At 71.9% G+C, this 22,015-nt stretch carries 18 protein-coding genes; 8 read left to right on the top strand and 10 right to left on the bottom strand.

Annotation, left to right across the window (positions count from 1 at the left end; all coding sequences use genetic code 11):
* Window positions 1-9 precede the first annotated feature (9 nt).
* Window positions 10-582, bottom strand: coding sequence for a dihydrofolate reductase family protein (locus ACIRRU_RS27450; RefSeq protein WP_363201296.1), 573 nt, complete (start codon window positions 580-582; stop codon window positions 10-12).
* A 203-nt stretch (window positions 583-785) separates the two neighbouring features.
* Between ACIRRU_RS27450 and ACIRRU_RS27445 the strand changes: the two genes are divergently transcribed.
* Both ACIRRU_RS27445 and ACIRRU_RS27440 read left to right on the top strand, forming a co-directional pair.
* The gene (locus tag ACIRRU_RS27445; protein ID WP_403684915.1) at window positions 786-1,256 is read left to right on the top strand and encodes a hypothetical protein; all 471 of its coding nucleotides are present in this window, start codon (window positions 786-788) and stop codon (window positions 1,254-1,256) included.
* Window positions 1,257-1,373: 117 nt separating this feature from the next.
* Window positions 1,374-2,417, top strand: a complete 1,044-nt coding sequence (locus tag ACIRRU_RS27440) for a DUF5954 family protein (protein WP_403684912.1) — start codon at window positions 1,374-1,376, stop codon at window positions 2,415-2,417.
* Between the two features lie 148 nt (window positions 2,418-2,565).
* On the opposite strand, the gene ACIRRU_RS27435 is transcribed toward ACIRRU_RS27440, so the two are convergent.
* A complete protein-coding gene (locus ACIRRU_RS27435) occupies window positions 2,566-3,885 on the bottom strand; it encodes an LCP family protein (protein WP_403684909.1) in 1,320 nt (439 codons plus the stop codon).
* Between the two features lie 117 nt (window positions 3,886-4,002).
* On the opposite strand from ACIRRU_RS27435, the gene ACIRRU_RS27430 reads away from it, so the two are divergent.
* Window positions 4,003-4,572: an acyl-CoA thioesterase gene (locus tag ACIRRU_RS27430; RefSeq protein WP_363201300.1), complete on the top strand. Its 570-nt coding sequence runs from the start codon at window positions 4,003-4,005 to the stop codon at window positions 4,570-4,572.
* 233 nt (window positions 4,573-4,805) lie between these two features.
* Here ACIRRU_RS27430 and ACIRRU_RS27425 read toward each other — a convergent pair whose 3' ends face one another.
* Window positions 4,806-6,194, bottom strand: a complete 1,389-nt coding sequence (locus tag ACIRRU_RS27425) for an LCP family protein (RefSeq protein WP_403684906.1) — start codon at window positions 6,192-6,194, stop codon at window positions 4,806-4,808.
* Window positions 6,195-6,507: 313 nt separating this feature from the next.
* Here ACIRRU_RS27425 and ACIRRU_RS27420 point away from each other — a divergent pair, with 313 nt between their 5' ends.
* Window positions 6,508-7,539 (top strand): glycosyltransferase family 2 protein, encoded by a 1,032-nt coding sequence (locus tag ACIRRU_RS27420; protein WP_403684903.1) that lies wholly within the window; start codon window positions 6,508-6,510, stop codon window positions 7,537-7,539.
* A 110-nt stretch (window positions 7,540-7,649) separates the two neighbouring features.
* On the opposite strand, the gene ACIRRU_RS27415 is transcribed toward ACIRRU_RS27420, so the two are convergent.
* The 4 genes from ACIRRU_RS27415 to ACIRRU_RS27400 form a co-directional block, all read right to left on the bottom strand.
* Window positions 7,650-9,314: an LCP family protein gene (locus ACIRRU_RS27415; RefSeq protein ID WP_403684899.1), complete on the bottom strand. Its 1,665-nt coding sequence runs from the start codon at window positions 9,312-9,314 to the stop codon at window positions 7,650-7,652.
* Window positions 9,315-9,351: 37 nt separating this feature from the next.
* Window positions 9,352-11,124, bottom strand: a complete 1,773-nt coding sequence (locus ACIRRU_RS27410) for an LCP family protein (RefSeq protein WP_403684896.1) — start codon at window positions 11,122-11,124, stop codon at window positions 9,352-9,354.
* A gap of 224 nt (window positions 11,125-11,348) precedes the next feature.
* Window positions 11,349-12,872, bottom strand: coding sequence for an LCP family protein (locus ACIRRU_RS27405; protein WP_403684893.1), 1,524 nt, complete (start codon window positions 12,870-12,872; stop codon window positions 11,349-11,351).
* Window positions 12,873-13,204: 332 nt separating this feature from the next.
* The gene (locus tag ACIRRU_RS27400; protein WP_403684890.1) at window positions 13,205-13,957 is read right to left on the bottom strand and encodes a TIGR03089 family protein; all 753 of its coding nucleotides are present in this window, start codon (window positions 13,955-13,957) and stop codon (window positions 13,205-13,207) included.
* Window positions 13,958-14,094: 137 nt separating this feature from the next.
* On the opposite strand from ACIRRU_RS27400, the gene ACIRRU_RS27395 reads away from it, so the two are divergent.
* The 3 genes from ACIRRU_RS27395 to ACIRRU_RS27385 all read left to right on the top strand — a co-directional run bounded on the left by ACIRRU_RS27395 (window position 14,095) and on the right by ACIRRU_RS27385 (window position 18,050).
* Entirely contained in the window at window positions 14,095-15,663 is a 1,569-nt protein-coding gene (locus ACIRRU_RS27395) for an N-acetylmuramoyl-L-alanine amidase (protein WP_403684887.1), read from the top strand.
* A gap of 79 nt (window positions 15,664-15,742) precedes the next feature.
* Window positions 15,743-16,834 (top strand): sugar phosphate nucleotidyltransferase, encoded by a 1,092-nt coding sequence (locus ACIRRU_RS27390; RefSeq protein ID WP_403684885.1) that lies wholly within the window; start codon window positions 15,743-15,745, stop codon window positions 16,832-16,834.
* Between the two features lie 196 nt (window positions 16,835-17,030).
* Complete coding sequence (locus tag ACIRRU_RS27385) at window positions 17,031-18,050, top strand: DNA-3-methyladenine glycosylase 2 family protein (protein WP_403684882.1); 1,020 nt, start codon at window positions 17,031-17,033, stop codon at window positions 18,048-18,050.
* 159 nt (window positions 18,051-18,209) lie between these two features.
* On the opposite strand, the gene ACIRRU_RS27380 is transcribed toward ACIRRU_RS27385, so the two are convergent.
* From ACIRRU_RS27380 to ACIRRU_RS27370, 3 genes are read right to left on the bottom strand one after another with little or no spacing between them, the layout of a single operon-like run.
* On the bottom strand, window positions 18,210-19,553 hold the full coding sequence (locus ACIRRU_RS27380; RefSeq protein ID WP_403684879.1) for a coenzyme F420-0:L-glutamate ligase: 1,344 nt from the start codon (window positions 19,551-19,553) through the stop codon (window positions 18,210-18,212).
* Complete coding sequence (gene cofD, locus ACIRRU_RS27375; RefSeq protein WP_403684876.1) at window positions 19,550-20,506, bottom strand: 2-phospho-L-lactate transferase; 957 nt, start codon at window positions 20,504-20,506, stop codon at window positions 19,550-19,552. The genes ACIRRU_RS27380 and cofD overlap by 4 nt, the downstream gene beginning before the upstream one ends.
* 13 nt (window positions 20,507-20,519) lie before the next feature.
* Window positions 20,520-21,020, bottom strand: a complete 501-nt coding sequence (locus ACIRRU_RS27370; RefSeq protein WP_363201313.1) for a cupin domain-containing protein — start codon at window positions 21,018-21,020, stop codon at window positions 20,520-20,522.
* A gap of 726 nt (window positions 21,021-21,746) precedes the next feature.
* On the opposite strand from ACIRRU_RS27370, the gene ACIRRU_RS27365 reads away from it, so the two are divergent.
* Window positions 21,747-22,010: a WhiB family transcriptional regulator gene (locus ACIRRU_RS27365; protein WP_030742398.1), complete on the top strand. Its 264-nt coding sequence runs from the start codon at window positions 21,747-21,749 to the stop codon at window positions 22,008-22,010.
* Window positions 22,011-22,015: the final 5 nt, after the last annotated feature.

Genomic DNA, 22,015 nt, shown 5'->3' with positions numbered 1-22,015 from the left:
ATCGTCCCGTCAGCGGACCACCTCGAAGACGTTCTTCTGGATGCCGTTCGCGTACGCCTCGTGCTCGACCAGCTTCAGCTTCTGGCGGTCCTTGTCCGTGTCGCTGAACAGGCGCTTGCCCGCGCCGAGCAGCAGCGGGAAGACGAGCAGGTGGTAGCGGTCCACGAGGTCGGCGTCGGCGAGGCTCCGGTTCAGGGCGGCGCTGCCGTGGACGATGACGGGGCCGCCCTCGGTCCGCTTCAGGGCGGCCACCTCGTCGAGGGAGCGCAGGATCGTGGTGTCGCCCCAGCCGGACACCAGCGCGTCCTCGGTGAGGGTCGAGGAGACCACGTACTTCGGCATCTCCCTGTACCCGGCGAAATCCTCCATCCCCGGCCACACCGGGCTGAACGCCTCGTAGCTGACCCGGCCCAGCAGCAGGGCGGCGGCCTCCTCCTGCTCCCGGCCCTTGATCTCGTACGCCTCCGGAAGGAACTCCATGTCCTTGAAGGTCCACCCCGAGTTCCGGTAGCCGGGCTCGCCGCCCGGGGCCTCCATGACGCCGTCCAGCGAGACGAAGGCGGTGCTGATCAGAGTGCGCATCGGGGGGCTCCAAAGGGCTCGTGCACGGGGTGTCCGTGGGCGGGCCCCGTACGACCGTCTCGTACGGGGTCGGGCGCGGGCGTCCGGTCCTGCGGGCGCCGGCCTCCACGGATGTACTGACCGCCCGCCTCGCCGGAACTCATCGCTCCCGGCGCACCCGTCCGTCCCGTACCGCCCGGACCCGGACGGTACCCTCCCACCCCATGAGCGAACTCGACAGGCTCACCGCTCTCTTCCGCGCCCTGGGAGCGGACGACGACGCGTCGGACTGGGCCGAATCCGAGGTCGAGGAGGGGCTGCCGCAGCTCGCCCGCTACCGCCTCCTGCGCGCGGTGTGGCAGGACGTCGACGCCTGGGCCGCGGAGGCGCCCCGGTGGGTGGCCGCCTACCGCACCGACGGCGTCGCCGCCGGGGCCGTCGACCGCGCCCTCGCGGCGGGACTCACACCCGAGGACCTCGGCGAACTGGCCCGCGAGGTGGCCCGGGAGACCGCGTTCGGCGTGCTGCACGCCCTGGCCGACCCGGCGGACGGGTCGCTGCCCGCCGCGACCGAGCGGCAGCTGCCGGGCTGGCGGCTCGCGGAGCTGGCCCCGGACGGTGAGCCGACGGGCCGTCATCTCGACGCCCTGCACGAGGACTTCGCCGGACTCGAACCGCAGACCGCCACGCCCTGACCCCGATGGGCCCCGGAAGAGGCGGGACGGTGGCCACGCGGTGGGGGAGAGCCGCCCCCGTGCGTCCTTTGTGCCGGAAGCCCTGACACCGGCAGCCCCCTTCGGCACACTGAGTATATGAACGCTTACTCGGGGAAGTCGCCGGACCACCTCACGATCAACGTCACCCGCCGCGACGACCCGGTCTCCGAGGTCAGGGAGGCCGACGCGTTCGCCTCGGTCCGCAAGTATCCGAACATCGTGGTCCGGGGGCCGCTGTTCGGGCTGGCCGAGCAGCGGCGCGGGGACCGGCCGCGCTGGCGGATGGTGGGCGAACTCGACACCGGGTTCCCGCAGCTGGCCCGGGACGAGCTGAACTCGCACCTGTGGTTCATGGCGAGGGACGAGACCGAGGACCCGGCCGTCCGGCGGTCGCTGCTGGCGGCCGTGGCCCAGCTGGAGACCAGGCCGGTCAACGAGGTGACGGCGGACGGCGTGCGCTACCGGGTCGTCCGTGCCGACGAGTTCGCCCGGATCGGCGACGGCCGGCTGGAGCCGCCCCGGGCCACCGACCCGGACGAGGACAGCTGGGACCTGGCCACGGAGGACCCCTGTGCCGCCGAGGGCTTCGTCCTCGACCACGCGGCCGCCGTCGGGCTGGCCGAGGGGATCGACCGGGCCGGGCTGGCGAGCCTGTCCTACACCGCCGACCGCTTCCCCGAGAACGTACGCGCCGACTCGCAGCGGGCCCTGACCAGCCACCCGGGGGTCGTGCTGCTCCCGGCGGTGTTCCGGGTGGTGGAGCGGAAGGAGTCGTCCTGGACGATGGTGACCGGGCAGTACGCGACGCCGCAGGGCGCCCGCCGCGCCCTGGTCCACCACCTCACCCGGCCCGTGCCCCGACTGGAGGACCTGCCGGGGATCACGGAGCTGCCCGACTGGATGAAGGTGGACGAGAAGGAGGCGGAACTGCGCGCACGGGCCGCGAAGAAGTTCGCCGCGCGCCGCAGGCCCAACGAACTCCTGCTGCGGGGACGCCGTTACGACGTCGTGCGGGTCGAGCGCGTGATGCGGATCGGGCCGGACGGGCCGGAGAAGCCGCGCCCGTCCGACGTGGACGACTACGGCCCCTCGCAGATCCATCCCCTGATGGACGAGCACGGCAACATCACCTACGACTAGCGGGCGCGAGCGCGGGGACGGTGGCGGCGGCAGACGTGAGGCGCCCGGCAGCGGCCGGGCGCCTCACGTCAGCTGTGCTCGACAGCGGCTGGTGCGGGACAACAGCGGTGACAGCGGCTGGTGCGGGACAACAGCCCTGCGGGTCGCCTCAGTTGCCCTTGACCGTGACCTTCTGGTCGTTGTTCAGCTGCTCCACGAGCTGCTTCACCTTCGCCTTGTCCCAGACCAGGTTCCCGCCGACGCTGCCCGAGATCGGCATGTTCATCGACGTGCCGTCGCCGCCCGTGACGCCCTTCATCGCGAAGAACATGTTGCTCAGCGCCCACAGCGACATGTCCTTGTCCACGATCAGCGTGTCCAGACCCGCGCCCATCGTCGGGTACAGCGTGAACGGGTTGAGGATCGTGGACGGGGTCGCCGTCTGGCTCGCCAGCGCCGCGAGGAACTTCTGCTGGTTCTTCGTGCGGTCCAGGTCGCTGCCCGCGAACGCGTAACGGGTCCGGACGAAGGCGAGGGACTGCTCGCCGTTCAGCGTCTGCTTGCCGGCCTGGAAGTCGGCCCCCGACTTCTTGTCCTTGAACGCCTCCGGGATGTCCATCTCGACCCCGCCGATCGCGTCCACGATCTTCGCGAAGCCGCCGAAGCCGATCTCGACGTAGTGGTCGATGCGCAGGCCGGTGTTGAACTCGACCGTACGCACCAGCAGTTCGGGTCCGTCCTCGGCGTACGCGGCGTTCAGCTTCACCTGCCGGCCGGTGCCCGGGAACATCTTCCCGGACTCCGAGCCCTTGAAGGACGGGATCTCCACGTTGGAGTCGCGCGGCAGCGAGATCAGCGTCGGGCCGTTGGACCCGTCGTGCAGGATCATCATCGAGTCGGTGCGCTTGCCCTCGGCGGAACCGGTGCGCAGCCGCTTCTTCTCCTCGGCCGACATGCCCTCACGGCTGTCGGAGCCGACGATCAGGTAGTTCGTGCCGTCGCCCGACCCCGGCCGCTCGATCACCTGCGCGAGGTCGACCTCGCGCTTCAGCTTGGAGTCGGCCCAGAAGTACGTCGACACGGAGATGACGAGCAGGGCGACCACCAGCGTCAGCGCGCCCAGCTTGATCCTGCGGCCCCAGTTCGGAGCCGAGCGGCCCTGGACGTAACCGGCGTCACCGCCGCCACGCCCGCCACCGCGGCCGACGCCGTCACCGCGGCCGGAGCCTCCGCCGTAGACCTGACCGGTGTTGTACCCGCTGTCGTATCCGGCGCCCGGGTTGTTGCCGTACCCGTCGTCGTAACCGGGGCCACCCTGGTGGCGGTCGTCGTACCCCTGGGGCTGCGGCGGCACCTGAGGCCGCTGCGGCGGAGCCGGGCGTCGCTGGATGTGCGGCATCGACCGCGCGCCCTCGGGCTGCGGGCTGGAGCTGCCCCGGCCGTAGCGCTCGCTGCGGTCGCCGGTCCGTCGATCGGGCCAATCGTTCATTCGACCAGTGTGCCGTCCCTGCCCAGGGCTCCTACAGGGTGTAAGGGAAATTGCACCGGGGCTGTTGCGAACCTGATGCATTCTGCGGGATCGGGGCCCGCGCATAAAGTGGACCGTATGACAGATCAGGCCACCAGCAGCGCAGATCAGGCCAGCCGCTCGGAAGGTGGGATTCCGGGCAAGCCGACCGCGGCTTCCCGGACCACCCTCAGCCACATCATGACCGGCAGTGACACCAACCTCCTCGGTACGGTGCACGGTGGTGTGATCATGAAACTGGTCGACGACGCCGCGGGCGCCGTGGCCGGGCGGCACTCCGGTGGTCCCGCCGTGACCGCCTCGATGGACGAGATGGTCTTCCTGGAGCCCGTCCGCGTCGGTGACCTCGTCCATGTGAAGGCCCAGGTCAACTGGACCGGCCGCTCCTCGATGGAGGTCGGCGTGCGGGTGATGGCCGAGCGCTGGAACGAGTCGACCCCCGCCCAGCAGGTCGGCAGCGCCTACCTCGTCTTCGCCGCCGTCGACGGGGACGGCAAGCCGCGCCCCGTACCGCAGGTGATCCCCGAGACCGGGCGCGACAAGCGGCGCTACCAGGAGGCGCAGATCCGGCGCACCCACCGCCTCGCCCGCCGCCGCGCGATCAAGGAGCTGCGCGAGAGGCGCGCGGCCGAGGGCATCGACGACTGAGACCGTCCGTCAGCGGAACGGGCGCCCACCGGCGCCCGTCCGGACGGCACCGCCCGCGCCTACGCACATGCCGCGGTGTCGGCGCCGCCTACGCGCACGCTCCCGTGTCCGCGCCGCCCACGCCCACGCTTCGGTGTCCGCGCCGCCTACGCGCACGCTCCCGTGTCCGCGCCGCCCACGCCCACGCTTCGGTGTCCGCGCCGCCCACGCCCACGCTCCCGCGTCCGCGCCGCCTACGGGCACACCGCCTCGTCCCCCGTGACCGTGGAGAACTCGCCCGACTGCCGGGTCTCCGGCTTCACCGGCTGGACCTTCGTGAAGTCCGAGCCCACCGTCACCTTCATCACGCCGCCCTGGCCCTTCACCGGCTTCAGCTCGCTCCCGGGCAGGGCGGTGGCCAGGGACTTCGCCGAGCGGTCCCAGCGCGGGTCGTACTCCACCAGCGTCCGCTTCACCTCCCGCAGCTCCCCGTTGAGCGGGCCGCCCGTGGTCGCGAAGCCGGTGGCGCGCAGCCCCGTGTCGACGGTCTGCCCCAGGCCGTCCTTCGGGGTCCCGTTGTAGACCTGGACCCGGATCTCCTTCGGCGCCACGTCGACCAGCTTCGCGGGCTGCCGCTCCGAACCCGCCGCCGGCTTCGCTTCCGCCTTCGCCGGGGCCAGCGGGCGGTCCTCGTTCAGCGCCTGGAACAGCTTCTTCGACTTCGCCGCGTCCCACCGCACCGTCGACCCGATGCCCTTGACCGGGAAGCTGGGATTGCCGACCGGTACCGAGGTGAACTCGGACGAGGCCGGGCTGAAGTCCTTCATCGCCTGGCCGAGTGCCAGCATCTGCTCCGTACCGAAACCCTTGTCGGCCCGGACCGAGCCCAGCACCGAGGCGGACACCTGCTGGAACTTCACCGGGTTCAGCAGCACCCCGCTGCTCGTGGCCTGCTTGATCAGCGCCGCCATGAACTTCTGCTGGCGCTCCATCCGGCCGAGGTCGGCGGCGACGTCGATGTGGCGGGAGCGCACGTACTGGAGGGCCTGACCGCCGTCCAGCTGATGGGTGCCGGCGGGCAGGTCCAGTCCGGTGTAGGAGTCCTTCATCGGCCGGGCGGTGCAGATCTTCACCCCGCCGACCGCGTCCACCGTCTTCATGAAGCTGGTGAAGTCGACCTCCAGATAGTGGTCGATCTTGACGCCCGTCATGTTCTCGACGGTCCGCACGGTCAGCGTCGGCCCGCCCTCCGCGTACGCGGCGTTCAGCTTCACCGGGTGGCCCTCGTGGTGCTTGCCGGTGGTGCGGTCGGTGTGCGCGGGCATCTCGGCGTAGCTGTCGCGGGGGAGACTGACGACGCTGGCCCGCTGTTTGTCGGCCGACAGGTGCACCAGCATGATCGTGTCGGTGCAGTGGCAGGGCGCACCGCCCAGCTTGTACTTCTGCCGCTCCTGCCGGGTGATGGTGTCCCGGCCGTCGGTGCCCACCAGCAGCAGATTCGTGCCGGTGCCGTCCTGGGGCCGGTTCTTCATGTCCTTGAAGGGGTCGACCCGGCCGATCCCGGTCTCCAGGTTGCTCACCACGGCGTGACCGATGCCCCCCGCGCCCAGCACCAGCACGGACAGACCGGTGGCCACGCGCATACCCCAGCGCGGCCGCTCGTCCTGCTTGCGGGAGCGGACCGGCCGCGCGCCCTGGGGAGGACGGCGTCTGGGGGGCGTGGTGCGGGGGTGCGGTGGACGCTGCGGTCGTTGCGGCGTGGGGGGCACGGGGGGAGACACCTCCGCGGTGCAGGGGGGACCGTCCGACGGTAGGCCCATACGATCTCCGTTCCGGTCCGCGACCCGGCGGCGCGCACCGGTGTCCCCCATACGCGGTAACGTGGCGGCCGAAAACCGAGTCGCCTCCTGGGGTACGACACACCCCCCGGCGCCCACCGAGGACCCCGAGGACCACATGTCTGCCGCGCAGTACCCCGCCGTCTCCGTGATCATGCCGGTGCTCGACGAGGAACGTCATCTCAGGAACTCGGTCCGGCACATCCTGGAGCAGGAGTACCCCGGCGAGATGGAGGTCGTGATCGCGCTCGGCCCCTCCACCGACCGCACGGACGAGATCGCCGCCGAACTGGTCGCCGAGGACCCCCGGGTGCACACGGTCCCCAACCCCACCGGCCGCACCCCCGCCGCCCTCAACGCGGCGATCAAGGCCTCCCGGCACCCGGTCGTCGTCCGGGTCGACGGCCACGGCATGCTCTCGCCGAACTACATCGCCACCGCCGTCCGCCTCCTGGAGGAGACCGGTGCGCAGAACGTCGGCGGCATCATGCACGCCGAGGGCGAGAACGCCTGGGAGGAGGCCGTCGCCGCCGCGATGACCTCGAAGATCGGCGTCGGCAACGCCGCCTTCCACACCGGCGGCCAGGCGGGCCCGGCCGAGACGGTCTACCTGGGCGTCTTCCGCCGCGAGGCGCTGGAGAGGGCCGACGGCTACAACGTCGAGTTCATCCGCGCCCAGGACTGGGAGCTGAACTTCCGCATCCGCGAGGCGGGCGGGCTCATCTGGTTCTCGCCCGAGCTGAAGGTCCAGTACCGCCCGCGCCCCTCGGTGAAGGCGCTCGCCAAGCAGTACAAGGACTACGGCCGCTGGCGCCACGTCGTCGCCCGCTACCACTCCGGCTCGATCAACCTGCGCTACCTGGCCCCGCCGGCCGCCGTCGTCGCCATCGCGGCCGGGCTGGTCCTCGGGGTGGCGCTCACCCCGTGGGCCCTCGTCGTGCCCGGCGGCTACGTGGCCGCGATCGTCGCCGGGTCGGTGCCCGCGGGCAGGGGGCTGCCGCTGAAGGCCCGCGCGCGGATCCCGGTCGCGCTGGCGACCATGCACATGTGCTGGGGCTTCGGCTTCCTCACCAGCCCCCGCTCCCTGGCGAAGAGGGTCATCGCGAGCCGCCGCCCCTCGCTCGCGGAGAGCAGCGGGACGACCGTCTGACCCGTCCCCCGCTCCGGCTGCGTACGCGAACCGCTTCCCGGAGCAGGGACCGGTACGAGAGGGGCCCCACCGGTTCACCGGCGGGGCCCTCTCGTGCGTACCGCGGAACGTCACCAGGTGTAGGCCGGGTTGACCTTCATGCAGGCGCCCTCTTCCTCGCCGTTCAGGGCCCCCGCCGACTCCGGGGTCTTCTCCTTGCCCGGGGACACCGGGTAGGCGCCGTCCTCGCGCCAGTCGGCGCCCACCGCGAGCGAGATGCCCGAGACGTCGGTGGACTTCTTCACCTGCGACAGCGGAATCCCGAGCGCCTTGGCGACCGCCTGCGCGTCGCCCTCCAGGTCCGCGCTCGGGTACAGGATGCCGGTCCGCGCCGCCCCGGTCACGTTGTCCGGGTCGACGCCGGTCTTCCCGAACCCCGCCTCCTTCAGCTGGTCCGCCACGTGGCCCGCCCGCCCGGAGGCCGGTCCCTGGGTGCCGGTGCCGGTCGCGTTCCGTACGGTGACGGCGATCTCGCCGACCGGCGCGGACGGGTCCTTCGGCTCCACGGCCTTCCGCTTGGAGGGCTTGCCGTCCAGCGGCACATCGTCCCGCACCATCCGGAACAGCTGCTCCGCGTCGCCCGCCTTCGGGTACACCCGGCCGTTGTTGACTCCGGTGCCGTACACGTTCGGCATGGTCGACATCGTGATGCGCTTCGTCGGGACCTTCTTGAACTCCTCGGCCAGGTCGTACAGCTTCTTGACCGTGTCCAGCCCCTTGTCGACGGTCAGCGCTGCGGTGGCCGCCTCGGCGAGGTTCATCAGCTTCGCCGGGTCGGTCAGCTTGGTGCCCTTGCGCAGCTCGCGGACCATGGAGTTCATGTACTGGTGCTGGGCCTTGGCCCGCCCGAGGTCGGTGTTGTCCTCGAAGCCGTACCGGGTGCGCAGCCACTGGAGGGCCTGTTCGCCCTTGACGGAGGTGGTGCCCTTCTCCAGCTTCAGCCCGGAGCCCTTGCCGTCCGCGCCGCGCGAGTGGATGTTGGCGTCGACGCAGACCGGGACGCCGCCGATCGCGTCGGCCATCGACACCACACCCGCGAAGTCGATCATCATGAAGTGGTCGATGCGGATCCCGGTCAGCTCGTACCAGGTGGCCACCGTGCACCCCGGACCGCCGCGCCCCAGGCTCTCGTTGGTCTGCACGTCCCGTCGGCTGGCCGGGAAGATCTCGCCGTCGGGCGCGGTGCACTTGGGCATCTTCAGCATGGTGTCGCGCGGCATGCTGATGACGGAGAGGTTGCTGCGGTCGGCGGAGAGGTGCAGCAGCATCTGTACGTCGGCGAGCGGCGGGGCCCCGAACGTCTCCTTCGCGCCGCCCAGCTTCTGGTTGGCCTCGGAGTCCCGGGCGTCGGAGCCGATGAGCAGGATGTTCAGCGGGGTCTGCCCGGCGGCGTTGGCCTTGTGGTCGGCCATCCGCTTGTCGCCGAGGGTCAGATCCTCTTTCCTGATGTTGCCGTTGAGGTACTCGTAGTAGAGGTAACCGGCGCCGCCGGTGCCGAGTATGAGCAGGGCGAGCACGGTGGCGCTCCAGCGCAGCACCCGCCGCTTCCCGCTCCTGGGGGCCCGGCGGGCGCTGCCCCGGCCCCCGTCGCCTTTCACCGGCGGGCCGTTGCGCGCACCGGACCGGCGCCCGGGGTCCTCGGCCCACCCCGGCCGGTCGTCCGGCAGGTCGTCCCGCCGGACGCGTGATCGCGTCCGCTCACCGCGCGTGCTGCTCCGTCCCACCGGACCCCCCATGCTGCTCAGCCCCCTGCTGTGGCGCGGTGACCCGGTGTCACTTGGCGCATTCCGCCTGGTCGGCGTTTGCCTTCTGGATGCCCTCCGGCGCCTTCGCCGGTCCGGTGATGAGCTGCCCCGCGCCCTTGAAGTCCGCCCCCAGCGTGAGCACCATCGCCTCCAGCCCCTCGGCGTCGGCGGTGCCCTGCTTCATGGCCGTGGCGGGCAGGCCCATCATCTCGGCGAGCGCCCGCGCCTGGTCGGCCTGGTTGGGCGCGTACTCCAGGGTGGTCTCCTTGGTCTTCTCGGGTGCGTTGGCCTTGTTGGTGGACTTCAGCACCCCCTGCTCGTTCTGGAGCCAGGTGACGGTCGAGCCCGCCGCACCGGGGATCTCGCCGCCGTTGAGGACGTCCACGCGGACCTCGGCGGGGTCCGCCTTGGGCCCCTTGAGCAGGGCCGCCTGCTTGCTCTTGGCGGCCTTCTCCTTCTGCTTCACCTCGGTCAGCGAGGTGTCGGAGCGCATCATCGCGAACAGCTGGTCCGCCTTCTCGGGCTGCGGGACCACGGTTGCCTTGACGGTCTCGGCCGGGTTGTCGATCACCGGCATCGTGACGAAGGTGATGTTCTTCGTGTCGACCTTGCCGATCTCCTGGGCCAGGGTCATCAGCTTCTTCGCGCTGCCGATGCCGGTGTCGACCGTCAGCGCGTTGGTCGCCGCGTCCGCGAGCGTGAAGAGCTTCTTCGGGTTGGTGAGCGTGTCGCTCGACTTCATCTCGCGGATCATCGAGGCGAGGAACTGCTGCTGCACCTTGATCCGGTCGAGGTCGCTCTCGTTGCCGAAGCTGTGCCGGGTCCGCAGCAGGGCCAGGGCCATCTCGCCCTGCACCTTCGACTCGCCCTGCGGCAGCTTCAGATGGGACTTCGGGTCGTCGACCGGCTTGGCCATGCAGACGTTGACCCCGCCGACCGCGGTCGTGAGCTCCTTCACCGCGTTGAAGTCGACCATCATGAAGTGGTCGGGGGCGATGCCGGTGATGGACTCGACCGTCTTCATCGTGCAGCCCGGGTCGCGCCCCTCCTGGCCGAGGCTGATGTTGAAGCGGACGTCGGGGGTACCCGGGATGGTCTTCGTCGATCCGTCCGGCTGCTTCGACTCGCACTCCGGGATGTCCGTCTTCAGGTCGCGCGGGATGCTCATCGCCGTCGCGTTGGTGCGGTCCTCGGAGACGTGGAACAGGATGTTGGTGTCGGCGTGGCCCTCGCTGCCCTTGTCGCCGTAGCCCTCGTTGCCCTTGCCGGTGCGCTTGTCGGTGCCGATGATCAGGATGTTCATCGGGCCGTCGGTGAGGACGTTCTTGCTGCCCTGGTCCCCGACGTCGATGGTGTCGATGTTGCCGTTGAGCCGCTCGTACAGCAGGTACGCGCCGACCGAGGCGCCCACCACGACGAACGCCATGACCCCGCCCGTCCACAGCATCGCCTTCTTCTTGCGCGAGGGCTTCGGCTTGGGCTTGCGGCGGCCGGTCGCGGGCGGTTCCGTACCGCGTCCGTTGCCCTGGGAGCCGCGGCGGCTGCGCTGGCCCGGCACCTCGCGGCGGGGGCCGTCCTGACGCCCCTCCCGGGCCGCCCGGCGTCCGGAACCCTCCCGGGGAGCGGCGGTCCGGGTGTCACCGCGGTGGCCCGCCCCCTCGGCCGCGGCCGCGCGGGAGACCCCGGCCGGTTCCCCAGCGGAGTGATCCAGTCGCAGTTCGTAATGGCCGGTCTGCGGGTTGAGTACCCACTGGTCGGCGGGGTCGATATCGTCCGCCCGCCCACGGCTATGCGCGTCCACGGTTGCCCAGATCCTCCGTCGGTGCCACGCGAGGCGCCCTCCCCCGGCAGGGCGCTCGTTCCTTCGCTCCAGCAGTGCACGACCTGACGGCCGGAAGCACCGGATCGCGTCACACTATCCGGCACTTTCCTGGTGGAGCGACGTGCGTGACACATTCCACGCCCCTTACAACCGGGCATTCTTCCCATTACGCGTCTATTTTGTTCGCTGACTTGAGAATTGCTTTACCGCTCACACAGGTTGTCGGCCGCGCTCGACCCCGAGTAGGTGGGCTCCGGCGTCGGACTCCCCGACCCGGAGGGGTCCGGGCTCCCGCTCGCCGTCCGTCCCTGGTCGCCCTCCGAGTCGGTCCCGGAGTCCTTGAGTTCGTCGGCCGGGACCACCGCCACGGGCTTGTCCTCGCGGAGCTGCTTGAACAGCTCGCCCGCGTCCGGTTCGACCAGTTCGTCACGGTTGGGGTTGTTGCGGTACGGCTGCCGGGGCACCGTCAGGAACTGCACCTTGTCGGTCGGTACGTCCCGCATGCTCCGCACCAGGTCGTACAGGTCGCGTAGCGAGGCCAGCCCGGGGTCCGTCGTCAGCGACTTGGTCGCCGCGTCCAGCACCGGGTAGAGCCGCGTCGGGTTCAGGAGGACCCCGTTGCTCTGCATCTTGTTGACGAGAGCGCCGAGGAACTTCTGCTGGCGCTCCATCCGTTCGGTGTCGCTGCCGTTGCCGAGGGTCTTGCGCGCCCGTACGTAGCCGAGGGCCTCCTCGCCGTTCAGCGTCTGCCGCCCGGCCGGGAGCTCCAGGTGGGCGTCCTTGTCGTTGATCGGCTCCTTGAGGCAGATCTCGACCCCGTCCACGGCGTCGACCATGTCTTTGAAACCGTTGAAGTCGACGACCATGTGATGGTCAACGCGGATGCCGGTCATCCGTTCCACGGTACGGATGGTGCAGGCGGTGCCGCCGAGCTCGAACGCCGAGTTGAACTGGGCGAACTGCTCCCGGGTCTCCTTGTCCTTGCCGTCCTTGTCCTTACCGGTGCGGCAGCTGGGGATCTCCGCCATCAGGTCGCGCGGCAGGGACACCGCGGTCGCGCTCTTCCGGTCCGCCGCGAGGTGCAGCAGGATCGTGGTGTCCGAGCGCTGGCTGCCGCCGTCGTCCCGCCCGTACTTCCGGTTGTCCCCGGAACGGCTGTCGGACCCGATGAGCAGGATGTTTATGGCGTCCATCACGACCGGGGTCGGCCGTTCCTTCTCGTACGCCTTCAGCTCGGCGGCGGCGCCCGTGTCGGGGGTGATGTTCCCGTCGAGCTTCTGGTACATCCACCAGCCGACCCCTGCGGCGACGAGCACGAGGAACGAGGCGCCGAGGGCGGTCCAGCGCAGCCAGTGGCTCCGGCGGGCGGCCACGATGCCCGCTTTGGGGTTGTCGGCCCAGGTCTGGGGTTCTTTCGCGTCGGCCGCGGGCTTCGCGTCCGGCGCGGACTCACCGTCCGGTCCCGGTCTCACGCCCGGCGCGGACTCGCCGTCCGCCGCGGACCCGTCCTCCGCTGCGGGCTCGCCGTCCGGTCCGGGCTTCGCGTCCGCTGTGGACCCGCCCTCCGGTCCGGGCTTCGCGGCCTCCGGGGATCCGGGGGCACCGGCCGCGGGGCCGGACTCCTCCTGCGACCTGTCCGGTGGCGTGTCCCCGGCCGGACGGTCCGGGTCGGCCGGGCGGTCCGGATCGGCCGGGGGGCCAGCACTGTCGGTCACGTCTGCGTCCATCCTTCACGGTCGGCGGCGCGATGGGCCGCCGGTCGCAGGAGTAGACGGCTGAACCTCACGCTTGGTTGTGCACTGCCAGGGAGTGGTCTGTACCGCAGATCATCTACCCGCACCGGTGATCGATACCGGGGGACTCGGCCCGCTGTGGGCCGGACGAGTGCACCTCAGGGCGCTTGTCATACCGCGCCGTTGAGGAACCCGGCCGGCGGGTGCGCCGCGCGGCCGGGTGGACGGGGTGCCGCCGGCGTACTCGCAACCGCCGACGGACCGTGCGTCACGGGGGTTCTGGTGCGAGGGAAGGCCGCTCCGCGCTCGCTCCGTGCCGCCCTCGTTCAGTCCGCGGTGCCGGTGACCCGCTCGCTCTCGATCCGCTGGGCGAGCCCGTCCGCGTCGAGCCGGCCGAGATGGCGGCAGAGCACCACGGACCCCCCGGCGGCCAGCGGGGCGAAGAGCCCGGCGCTCAGCCCGTCCCAGGTGTCGTACGTACGCCCGGTGAGCAGCCGGGACCCCGGTACGAGCCCGAGGGCTCCGGCGTCCGCACGGGCCCGGTCGACGAGCTGCGTACCCGTCAGCTCCACCCCGCCCACGGCGAGCGCGGGCGCGTCGGCGTCCACCGGAGCGAAGGGCGCGAAGCGGTCGCCCTGGCTCGGCACCTCCACCGCGTAGTCCGAGAACCCGGCGGGCGGCTGCGGGAACCGGCCCCCCAGCGGGCGCAGCGCGAGCGCGACCCGCTCGCCCCGGCAGGCCCGCGCCCGGTCCAGGGTGTCGGGTCCGGTCACGACGAGGTCCGCGGCGGCCGGGTCGCCCCCGACGTCGGCGACGACGCCGACCGAGGAGCAGGCGAGCAGCCAGACGGCGGACTGCCAGTGCGCGGGAAGCAGGAGGGCGAGCCGGTCGCCGGGCTCCGCGGCCAGGTCGCCCTGGAGCAGATTGGCGGTCTTGGCCACCCAATTGGCGAAGGTGGCCACCGACAGTTCGACGCGTTCTCCGGTGGCGTCGTCGTAGAAGGTGACCAGGGGGCGGGCGGGGTCCGCGGCGAGGGCGGATCGCAGCAGGTCGGCGGGGGTGCGGTCGCTGGCGTTCATCCCGGCAAGGGTACGCGGGCCCCTCGCCCGGGGCGGGCTGAACGGGTGTCACGTACACCGGTTCGGCAGACGGGGCGTCACTTACCGGCCGCTGCCCGGGTAGCCGGACCTGGAGGGATATGCCCAGGATCGTACGTATGCGTGCACTTCTCGTCACCTCAGTCGGCGTCACCTGCGCGGCGGCCCTCAGCCTGCCGCTCGCCGTACCCGCCGCCTCCGCCCCTGCCCGTCCTCCCTCCGTGTCCCCCGAGTCCCCGGGCACCGCTCCGCCGTCGTCGGCACGGCTCGCGGCCGAGCCCGCCGGAGAGGCCCGTCCCGGCACCGCGACCGGTGCGCTCGCGGCCACCGGCGCCGACAGCGCCACCGGCTCCGGAGCCGCCGCCGGTCCCCGCAACACCTTCCTGCGCACCGGGCAGCCCCGGGCGGCGTCGGAGGCGGCCGAGCCGGCGGGTTCGACGCAGTCCCTGCCCCTGGAACCCCTCGCCGCCTCCTCGGACCGGGTCGCGGGCGCGCGGGCGGCCCAGGGCCTTGCCCAGCGCGACGCCCGCCCCTTCTCCCTGGTGGGCGTGGTCTGGGACGACGCCGAAACCGAACTGCACGGCACGGTCCAGGTCCGCACCCGGGCCACCGGGAGCTCGGACTGGTCCGGCTGGCAGGACATCGAGACCCACAACGCCGAGCACGCCGCCGACCTCGGCAGTGCCGAGCGCGAGTCCGGCTCCGTCCGCGGGGCCACGGCACCGCTCTGGGTCGGCGACTCGGACGGCGTGGAGGTCCGCGTACGCCCGGAGGCCCACGACCACCGGAGCGGGGACGCGTCGGCCCCGCTCCCCGAGGGCATGCGCCTCGAACTCGTCGACCCCGGCGAGGACCCGGCCCCCGAACCCGCGCGCGGCGCCCCGGCCGGCCGGGGCGCCACCCAGGCACGGTTCGCGGACACCGCGCCGACGGTGGCGGCCGTGCCCGAGGCGCTCACCGCCGAGTCCGCCGCCTCCTCGGCCGTGAACGCGGAACTCGCACCGCTCGGCGCGACCATGATCCCCGCCCTGACCAAGGCGGAGACCGCACAGACCGCGAACGCTGCCGCCGGGGCGAAACCGTACATCGGCCCCCGTCCGGGCATCGTCACGCGCAAGGGCTGGGGGGCCGACGAGAAGCTCCGCGAGAAGAACTTCGCGTACACCAAGACCGTGAAGGCCGCCTTCGTCCACCACAGCGCGACCGGCAACAACTACACCTGCAAGCAGGCCCCCTCGGTGCTCCGCAGCATCTACCGCTACCACGTCCAGAGCAGCGGCTGGCGCGACTTCGGCTACAACTTCGCCGTCGACAAGTGCGGAAACATCTACGAGGGCCGGGCGGGCGGCGTCACGAAGGCGGTGCTGGGAGCGCACACCCTGGGCTTCAATTCCAACACCATGGGCATCGCGGTCCTCGGCAGCTTCGGCTCCACCAACCCGCCCGCCGCCGCCGTCACCGCCGTGTCCAAGCTCACCGCCTGGAAGCTGGGACTCTTCGGCGCCAACCCCAAGGGGAAGGTGACGCTCGTCTCCGGCGGCAGCAACAAGTACAAGGCGGGCGCCAAGGTCAAGATGAACGTGATCTCGGGCCACCGGGACGGGTTCGTCACCGAATGTCCCGGAGCGCGGCTCTACAAGAAGCTCGGCAAGGCCAGGAGCAGCTCCGCCTCCTTGCAGGGCCGCTGACCGGAGCGCGGCCGACCGGTCTGCTTAACTGACCAGTCACATACGAGGCCGCGCCCCAGCAGGAAGCAGAGACGGTGCTGTGACAGAGGCAAAAGAAGCGATTCTCCTGGTCGGTGGCAAAGGCACCCGGCTGCGTCCGCTCACGGTGCACACCCCGAAGCCGATGATCCCGGCGGCGGGAGTCCCCTTCCTGACCCACCAGCTGGCCCGCGCCAGGGCGGCCGGGGTGGAGCACATCGTGCTCGCCACGTCCTACCTGGCCGAGGTCTTCGAGCCGTACTTCGGCGACGGCTCCTCGCTCGGTCTGCACATCGAGTACGTCACCGAGCAGGAGCCGCTCGGCACCGGCGGGGCCATCCGCAACGTCGCGCCGAAGCTGTCCTCGGGACCGGACGAACCGGTCCTGATCTTCAACGGAGACATCCTGACCGGGCTCGACATCCGGGCCCTGGTCAGCTCGCACACCGTCTCCGGGGCGGATGTCTCCCTCCACCTGACCCGGGTCGACGACCCCCGCGCCTTCGGCCTGGTACCGACCGACCTGACGGGCCGGGTCACCGCCTTCCTGGAGAAGCCGCAGACGCCGGAGGAGATCGTCACCGACCAGATCAACGCCGGGGCGTACATCTTCCGGCGCTCGGTCATCGACACCATCCCCGAGGGCCGGCCGGTCTCCGTCGAGCGCGAGACCTTCCCCGGCCTGCTCGCCTCCGGCGCCCACCTCCAGGGCATGGTCGACTCCACGTACTGGCTGGACCTGGGCACCCCCCAGGCCTTCGTCCGCGGCTCCGCCGACCTGGTCCTGGGCCGCGCCCCGTCCCCGGCCGTCCCGGGCCGCTGCGGCGACCGGCTGGTCCTGCCGACGGCCCGGGTGGCCCCCGACGCCAAGCTCACCGGCGGCACGGTGGTCGGCGCCGGCGCGGTCGTCGGCGCGGGCGCGAGGATAGACAGCTCGACGGTCCTGGACGGGGCGATCGTGGAACCGGGCACGGTCGTCACGGACTCCCTGATCGGAGCGGGCGCGCGGGTCGGCAGCCGTACGGTGCTGACGGGCGCGGTGATCGGCGACGGGGCGCGGGTCGGCGCGGACAACGAACTGCGGGACGGGGTCAGGATCTGGTGCGGGGCGGTCCTCCCGGACGCCGCGATCCGCTTCTCCTCGGACCAGTAGAGAGCCCCCGCTCCCGGGCCAGCACCACCGGCCCGCGCACGCCGGGACCCGCGCCGCAAGAGAGCTCCCGCCCGGCCCGTACCCTCGGAGGACCGGTCCCCGCAGGGGACCGTCCCCGTACGCGAAGCCATCCCGTACGAGGACCCGAGCAGCCGAGACACCGAGCAGCCGAGACACCGAGGACGCCGAGAGCCCCGTGGCAGGACGATTCGCCCCCCGCACCGCGCGCCCGGCGGCGTTGCCCCGGACCACCGTGTCCCGGCAGGCGGCACCGTCCGGGCGGGCCGTGCCCGCGGACGACGGGGAGCCGCTGACCCGGGAGTGGACCCCGCCCGGCCCGCTGGACCTGCGCCTGGTGCTGAGCCCGCTGCGCCGGGGCCCGGCCGACCCCACGTTCCGGGTGACCCCCGACGGCGTCTTCTGGCGCGCCGCCCGCACACCCGAGGGCCCGGGGACCCTGCGGGTGGCGGCGCGTGGCGAGCGGATCGCGGCGGCGGCCTGGGGCCCGGGTGCGCGGTGGCTGCTGGACGGGCTGCCCGCGCTGCTGGGCGCCGAGGACGACCCGGACGCGTTCGTCCCGCGCCACCGGCTGCTGGCCCTGACCCGGCACCGCCGCCCGGGGCTGCGGCTGCTGCGGACGGGGCTGGTGATGGAGTCGCTGATCCCCTCGGTCCTGGAACAGAAGGTCACGACGGACGAGGCCCACCGCGCCTGGCGCCTGCTGCTACGCCGCTACGGAACCCCGGCCCCCGGCCCGACGGCCTCCCTGGGCCTGTACGTCGTGCCGGACGCCCGCACCTGGGCGATGATCCCGTCCTGGGAATGGCACAGGGCGAACGTCGACGCCAAGCGCTCGTCCACGATCCTGCGGGCGGTCCGGGTGGCGCGCCGCCTGGAGGAGGCGTCGCGCATGCCGCTGGCCGAGGCGCAGGCCCGGCTGTGCCTCATTCCCGGCATCGGCCCCTGGACGGCGGCCGAGACCCTCCAGCGGTCGAACGGGGAGCCGGACGCGGTCACCGTGGGCGACCTCCACCTCCCGGGGATCGTGGGCCACGCTCTGGCGGACCACCGCGCCGCGGACGACGCGGAGATGCTGGAGCTGCTGGCCCCGTACGCGGGCCAACGCCACCGGGCGACCCGCCTGATCCTGCTCTCGGGCCGCATCCCGGAGCGCAGGGCGCCAAGGATGCGACCGGGCGACATCGTGCACTTGTAGGGCCGGTCGGCGCGCGCCCGCCCGCGCCCGCCGCGCCGCCCGGACGCGAAGCCGCGCCGCCCGGACGCGAAGCCGCGCCGCCCGGACGCGAAGCCGCGCCGCCCGGACGCGAAACCCCCGTGCCACCGGACCCGGAGCCTCGTCACCACCCCGGGGCCCTCACCGCACCGTGACGAACGCCTCCGCGTCCCGGACGGCCCGCTCCCGGGGCGCCCCCGCCGCATGGCCCACCGCCACCGCCCCCAGCGGATCCCAGGACTCCGGCAGCTCCAGCACCTCCCGCACCACGGACCGGCAGAACATCGTCGAGGACACCCACGCCGAGCCCAGCCGCTCACCCGCCAGCGCCACCAGGAAGTTCTGCACCCCGGCTCCGGCGGCCACCACGAACATCTCGCGCTCCGCCGTGTCCCGCCGCTCGTCCCCGTAGGTGTGGGAGCCGTCCATCACCATGCACGGCACGGCGAGATACGGCGCGTTGCGCAGCACGTCACCGCGCCGGACCCGCTTCGCGATGGACTCCTCGCTCTTCCCGTCCCGCCGCAGGTCCGCCACCCAGGCGTCCCGCATGGCGTCGAGCAGCCGGGTCCGCGACGCGGCGGACTCCAGCAGCACGAACCGCCAGGGCGTCGTGTGGTGCGGGGCCGGAGCGGTCACCGCGGCGGCCACCGCCCGGCGCACCGCCCCCGGGTCCACCGGCTCGTCGCTGAACTCGCGCACCGTACGCCGCAGGGTCACCGCTTCCCGCACGGCCTCGGACGTACCGAGCCGGAACATGTCATCGGCCGCGCTCCGCACCAGCGCCCGCGCACCCGGCTCCCCGTCCGCCTCGGACACCACGTGCGCCAGCCCCCGGACCACGGCGACCGGCAGCCCCGCCGCCTTGCCCTTGACCAGGTCCCCGGCCGCGGCCAGCTCGTCCGCGGTGGCCACGACGGTGGCGCTGAGCGGATTGCCGTACGCGTCCGTCCCACCGCGCAGGTCGTCCAGGACCCGCACGCCCGCCGCACCGATCGCGACGTCGGTGAGCCCGTTGCGCCAGGGCCGGCCGGAGGTGTCCGTGACGACGACGCCGACCCGCACGCCGAGGATGTCCCGCAGCCCGTCCCGGATGCCCCGGGCGGAGGCGTCGGGGTCCTCGGGCAGCAGGAGCACGGTCCCGGCCGGGGTGTTGGAGGCGTCGACGCCCGCGGCGGCCATGACCAGCCCCTGGCGGTTCTCCACGATCCGCAGCGTCCCGCGCCGGGCGACGACCCGCACGGTCTCGGCGTCGATGGCGGCCTCGCGGTCCGCGGCCTCGACGATCCGGCCCTCCGCCTTGGACACGATCTTGGAGGTGACGAGGAGGACGTCCCCGTCGGCCAGGTCCGGTCCGGCCCCGGCGATCAGCTTGGCGAGATCGTCCCCGGCCCGGACCTCGGGAACCCCGCCCAGGGCCCAGACCCGGAAGGCGGGCGTGGACGACCGGCTACCGGCCCCCGGCCCCTCGCCGCCACCGCTCACGCCCGCACCTCCTCGGCCAGCGCCAGCGCCTGCCGGGCCATCTCGGCGGTCGCGTCGTCGTCCGTCATCATCAGCGGCACCGCCCGGCAGCGGATCCCGGCCGCCTCGATCTCCTCCACCGCCCCGGCGTCCACCGTGTCCACCAGCCACCCGTCCAGCAGCCCCGAACCGTAGTGCTGGGCCACGGCCGTGGCCGTCGACTCGACGCCCACCGCGGCGAGCACCTTGTCCGCCATACCGCGCACGGGGGCGTCCCCGACGATGGGGGAGAGGCCCACGACCGGCACCCCGGCCTCGGCGATGGCCTCACGGATCCCCGGCACCGCGAGAATCGTGCCGATCGACACCACCGGGTTGGACGGCGGGAAGACGATGACGTCGGCCGCGCCGATGGCCTCCAGCACGCCCGGCGCGGGCTTGGCCTGCTCCGCCCCGACCGGCACGACGGCCCGCGCCGGGACGGAGGCGCGCAGCTTCACCCAGTACTCCTGGAAGTGGATCGCCTTGCTCTCGCCGTCCGTCTCGACGGCGACATGCGTCTCGATCCGGTCGTCGGACATCGGCAGCAGCCGCACGCCGGGCTGCCACCGGGCGCAGAGGGCCTCGGTGACGGCACTGAGGGGATAGCCCGCGCCGAGCATCTGCGTACGGACGATGTGGGTCGCGACGTCACGGTCGCCGAGCCCGAACCACCCGGGGCCCACCCCGTACGCCGCGAGCTCCTCCTTCACCCGGAAGGTCTCCTCGGCCCGCCCCCAGCCCTGCTCCTCGTCGATGCCACCGCCGAGCGTGTACATCACGGTGTCGAGGTCGGGGCAGACCTTCAGCCCGAACAGATGGATGTCGTCACCCGTGTTGCCGATCACCGTGATGTCCGCGTCGGGCGCGGCCTGCTTGAGGCCGCGCAGAAAGCGGGCACCGCCGATACCACCGGCCAGAACAACAATGCGCATGTACAGCAGTTTGTCAGGCGGGTACGACATCCACGCCCGTCGGGGCGCTTTGCGAGGCGTGCATCGGCATCTCGGTCAGACCCGGGTAGTAGACGTGCAGGCTCACGGCCGGTTCGAGCGAGTCGTTGACCACTTCATGGACGTAACCCGGGGCGAAGGCGCGCTGCGCCCCCGCACCGAGCGTCCGGGTGCCGCGCTCGGTGCGCTCGGTCAACTCGCCTTCCAGGACGGTCAGTACGCCTGCGGAGAGGCCGTGGTCGTGGCGCCCGCTGCCCTGCCCGGGGACCCAGCTCAGCAGCCACACCTCGTAACCGGGGCCGGTGTGCAGGCGGTGGTACCAGCGGGAGGCGGAGTCGTACCGGACGAGTCCGGCCCACCGCGCGCGGTCGGCCGCGACGGCGCGGGCGAGGCCGACGAACTCGGAGACGGTGGCGGGGTGCTCGCGGGCGGGCCGCAGGAGGTGCTGGACCTCGAGGATGTCGCCGGCGATCTGGAGGTCGCTGTCGCTGTTCATGGATGCGGTGGTTCCTCGGCATGGGGGAGAGGAGCGGGTGCGGGTGCTCGCGGTGAAGCGGGGCGAGCGAGGGGCGGGGGCTCGACCGGAGCCGACGCAGATGCGTCGAGGAGCCGGTCGGAGGAGCCCGGGAGCCGCTGGATCAGAGCTGGAGCGCTACGGCATCGACGGCCGTTACGGCATCAACAGCTGTGACAGCTGGAACAGCAACAGCGAGCCTGCACAGCGCTGCGGAACCCACGGACATGGGTCGGGCGCGAGGCTGCGGTCGCTGACATGGTGACAAGAAGACCGGCCCGACCTGCCCGCTGTCAACCCAATGCCCGATTTGGGTGCCTTCTTTCACCCCTTCTGGTTGTCGAGCACAGAGAAAGGTTTATGCGCTCGGAACTGGGGACACATGGCGCACCATCCGGCTTTCAAACGTGACTGACGCTCCGTGACCTGAATGTGATCTTGGTCGCTTCAGTGATCGAATCGCACCCGGCGCACACCCCCCGCTCGTCTTGATCATGAGAGATGCGAGGATCGTGGAGACGGTGGCATATGTCAGTTTTTTGGGGATTTGAACACTTTCTGTATACGTTTGGTTCCGCAGAGTGAATCCCAGGGTCAATACCAGATCTTCGCTTGACTGGCCTGGAGCTACACACTTGTAATTTCACTCGTGTCGTTCAGTCGCAAAAGGCTGCATCACGGGACGCAAGAGACAGACGAGGGGCGCACATGACCGAGCTGTTCCAGCAACTGCTGGTCGAGGACGCGGAAGAGGAACTCGGCTGGCAGGAGCGCGCACTTTGCGCCCAGACCGATCCGGAGTCCTTCTTTCCCGAAAAGGGGGGATCCACCCGCGAGGCCAAAAAGGTCTGCCTGGCCTGCGAGGTGCGCTCGGAATGCCTGGAGTACGCCCTCGCCAATGACGAGCGCTTCGGTATCTGGGGCGGCCTCTCCGAGCGCGAGCGACGGCGGCTGAAGAAAGCCGCCATCTAGCGGCC

This window comes from Streptomyces sp. NPDC101181 (genome assembly GCF_044767975.1).
In the GTDB taxonomy this organism is placed as follows: Bacteria; Actinomycetota; Actinomycetes; order Streptomycetales; family Streptomycetaceae; genus Streptomyces.
The sequence above is the reverse complement of the archived record's forward strand: the minus strand, read 5'-3'. Positions and strand labels throughout refer to the sequence as shown.

Bases quoted from the DNA above. Each gene is read 5' to 3' on its own strand.
- ACIRRU_RS27450 (WP_363201296.1), bottom strand. From the start codon at position 582: ATGCGCACTCTGATCAGCACCGCCTTCGTCTCGCTGGACGGCGTCATG.
- ACIRRU_RS27445 (WP_403684915.1), top strand. From the start codon at position 786: ATGAGCGAACTCGACAGGCTCACCGCTCTCTTCCGCGCCCTGGGAGCG.
- ACIRRU_RS27440 (WP_403684912.1), top strand. From the start codon at position 1,374: ATGAACGCTTACTCGGGGAAGTCGCCGGACCACCTCACGATCAACGTC.
- ACIRRU_RS27435 (WP_403684909.1), bottom strand. From the start codon at position 3,885: ATGAACGATTGGCCCGATCGACGGACCGGCGACCGCAGCGAGCGCTAC.
- ACIRRU_RS27430 (WP_363201300.1), top strand. From the start codon at position 4,003: ATGACAGATCAGGCCACCAGCAGCGCAGATCAGGCCAGCCGCTCGGAA.
- ACIRRU_RS27425 (WP_403684906.1), bottom strand. From the start codon at position 6,194: ATGCGCGTGGCCACCGGTCTGTCCGTGCTGGTGCTGGGCGCGGGGGGC.
- ACIRRU_RS27420 (WP_403684903.1), top strand. From the start codon at position 6,508: ATGTCTGCCGCGCAGTACCCCGCCGTCTCCGTGATCATGCCGGTGCTC.
- ACIRRU_RS27415 (WP_403684899.1), bottom strand. From the start codon at position 9,314: ATGGGGGGTCCGGTGGGACGGAGCAGCACGCGCGGTGAGCGGACGCGA.
- ACIRRU_RS27405 (WP_403684893.1), bottom strand. From the start codon at position 12,872: ATGGACGCAGACGTGACCGACAGTGCTGGCCCCCCGGCCGATCCGGAC.
- ACIRRU_RS27400 (WP_403684890.1), bottom strand. From the start codon at position 13,957: ATGAACGCCAGCGACCGCACCCCCGCCGACCTGCTGCGATCCGCCCTC.
- ACIRRU_RS27395 (WP_403684887.1), top strand. From the start codon at position 14,095: ATGCGTGCACTTCTCGTCACCTCAGTCGGCGTCACCTGCGCGGCGGCC.
- cofD (WP_403684876.1), bottom strand. From the start codon at position 20,506: ATGCGCATTGTTGTTCTGGCCGGTGGTATCGGCGGTGCCCGCTTTCTG.
- ACIRRU_RS27370 (WP_363201313.1), bottom strand. From the start codon at position 21,020: ATGAACAGCGACAGCGACCTCCAGATCGCCGGCGACATCCTCGAGGTC.
- ACIRRU_RS27365 (WP_030742398.1), top strand. From the start codon at position 21,747: ATGACCGAGCTGTTCCAGCAACTGCTGGTCGAGGACGCGGAAGAGGAA.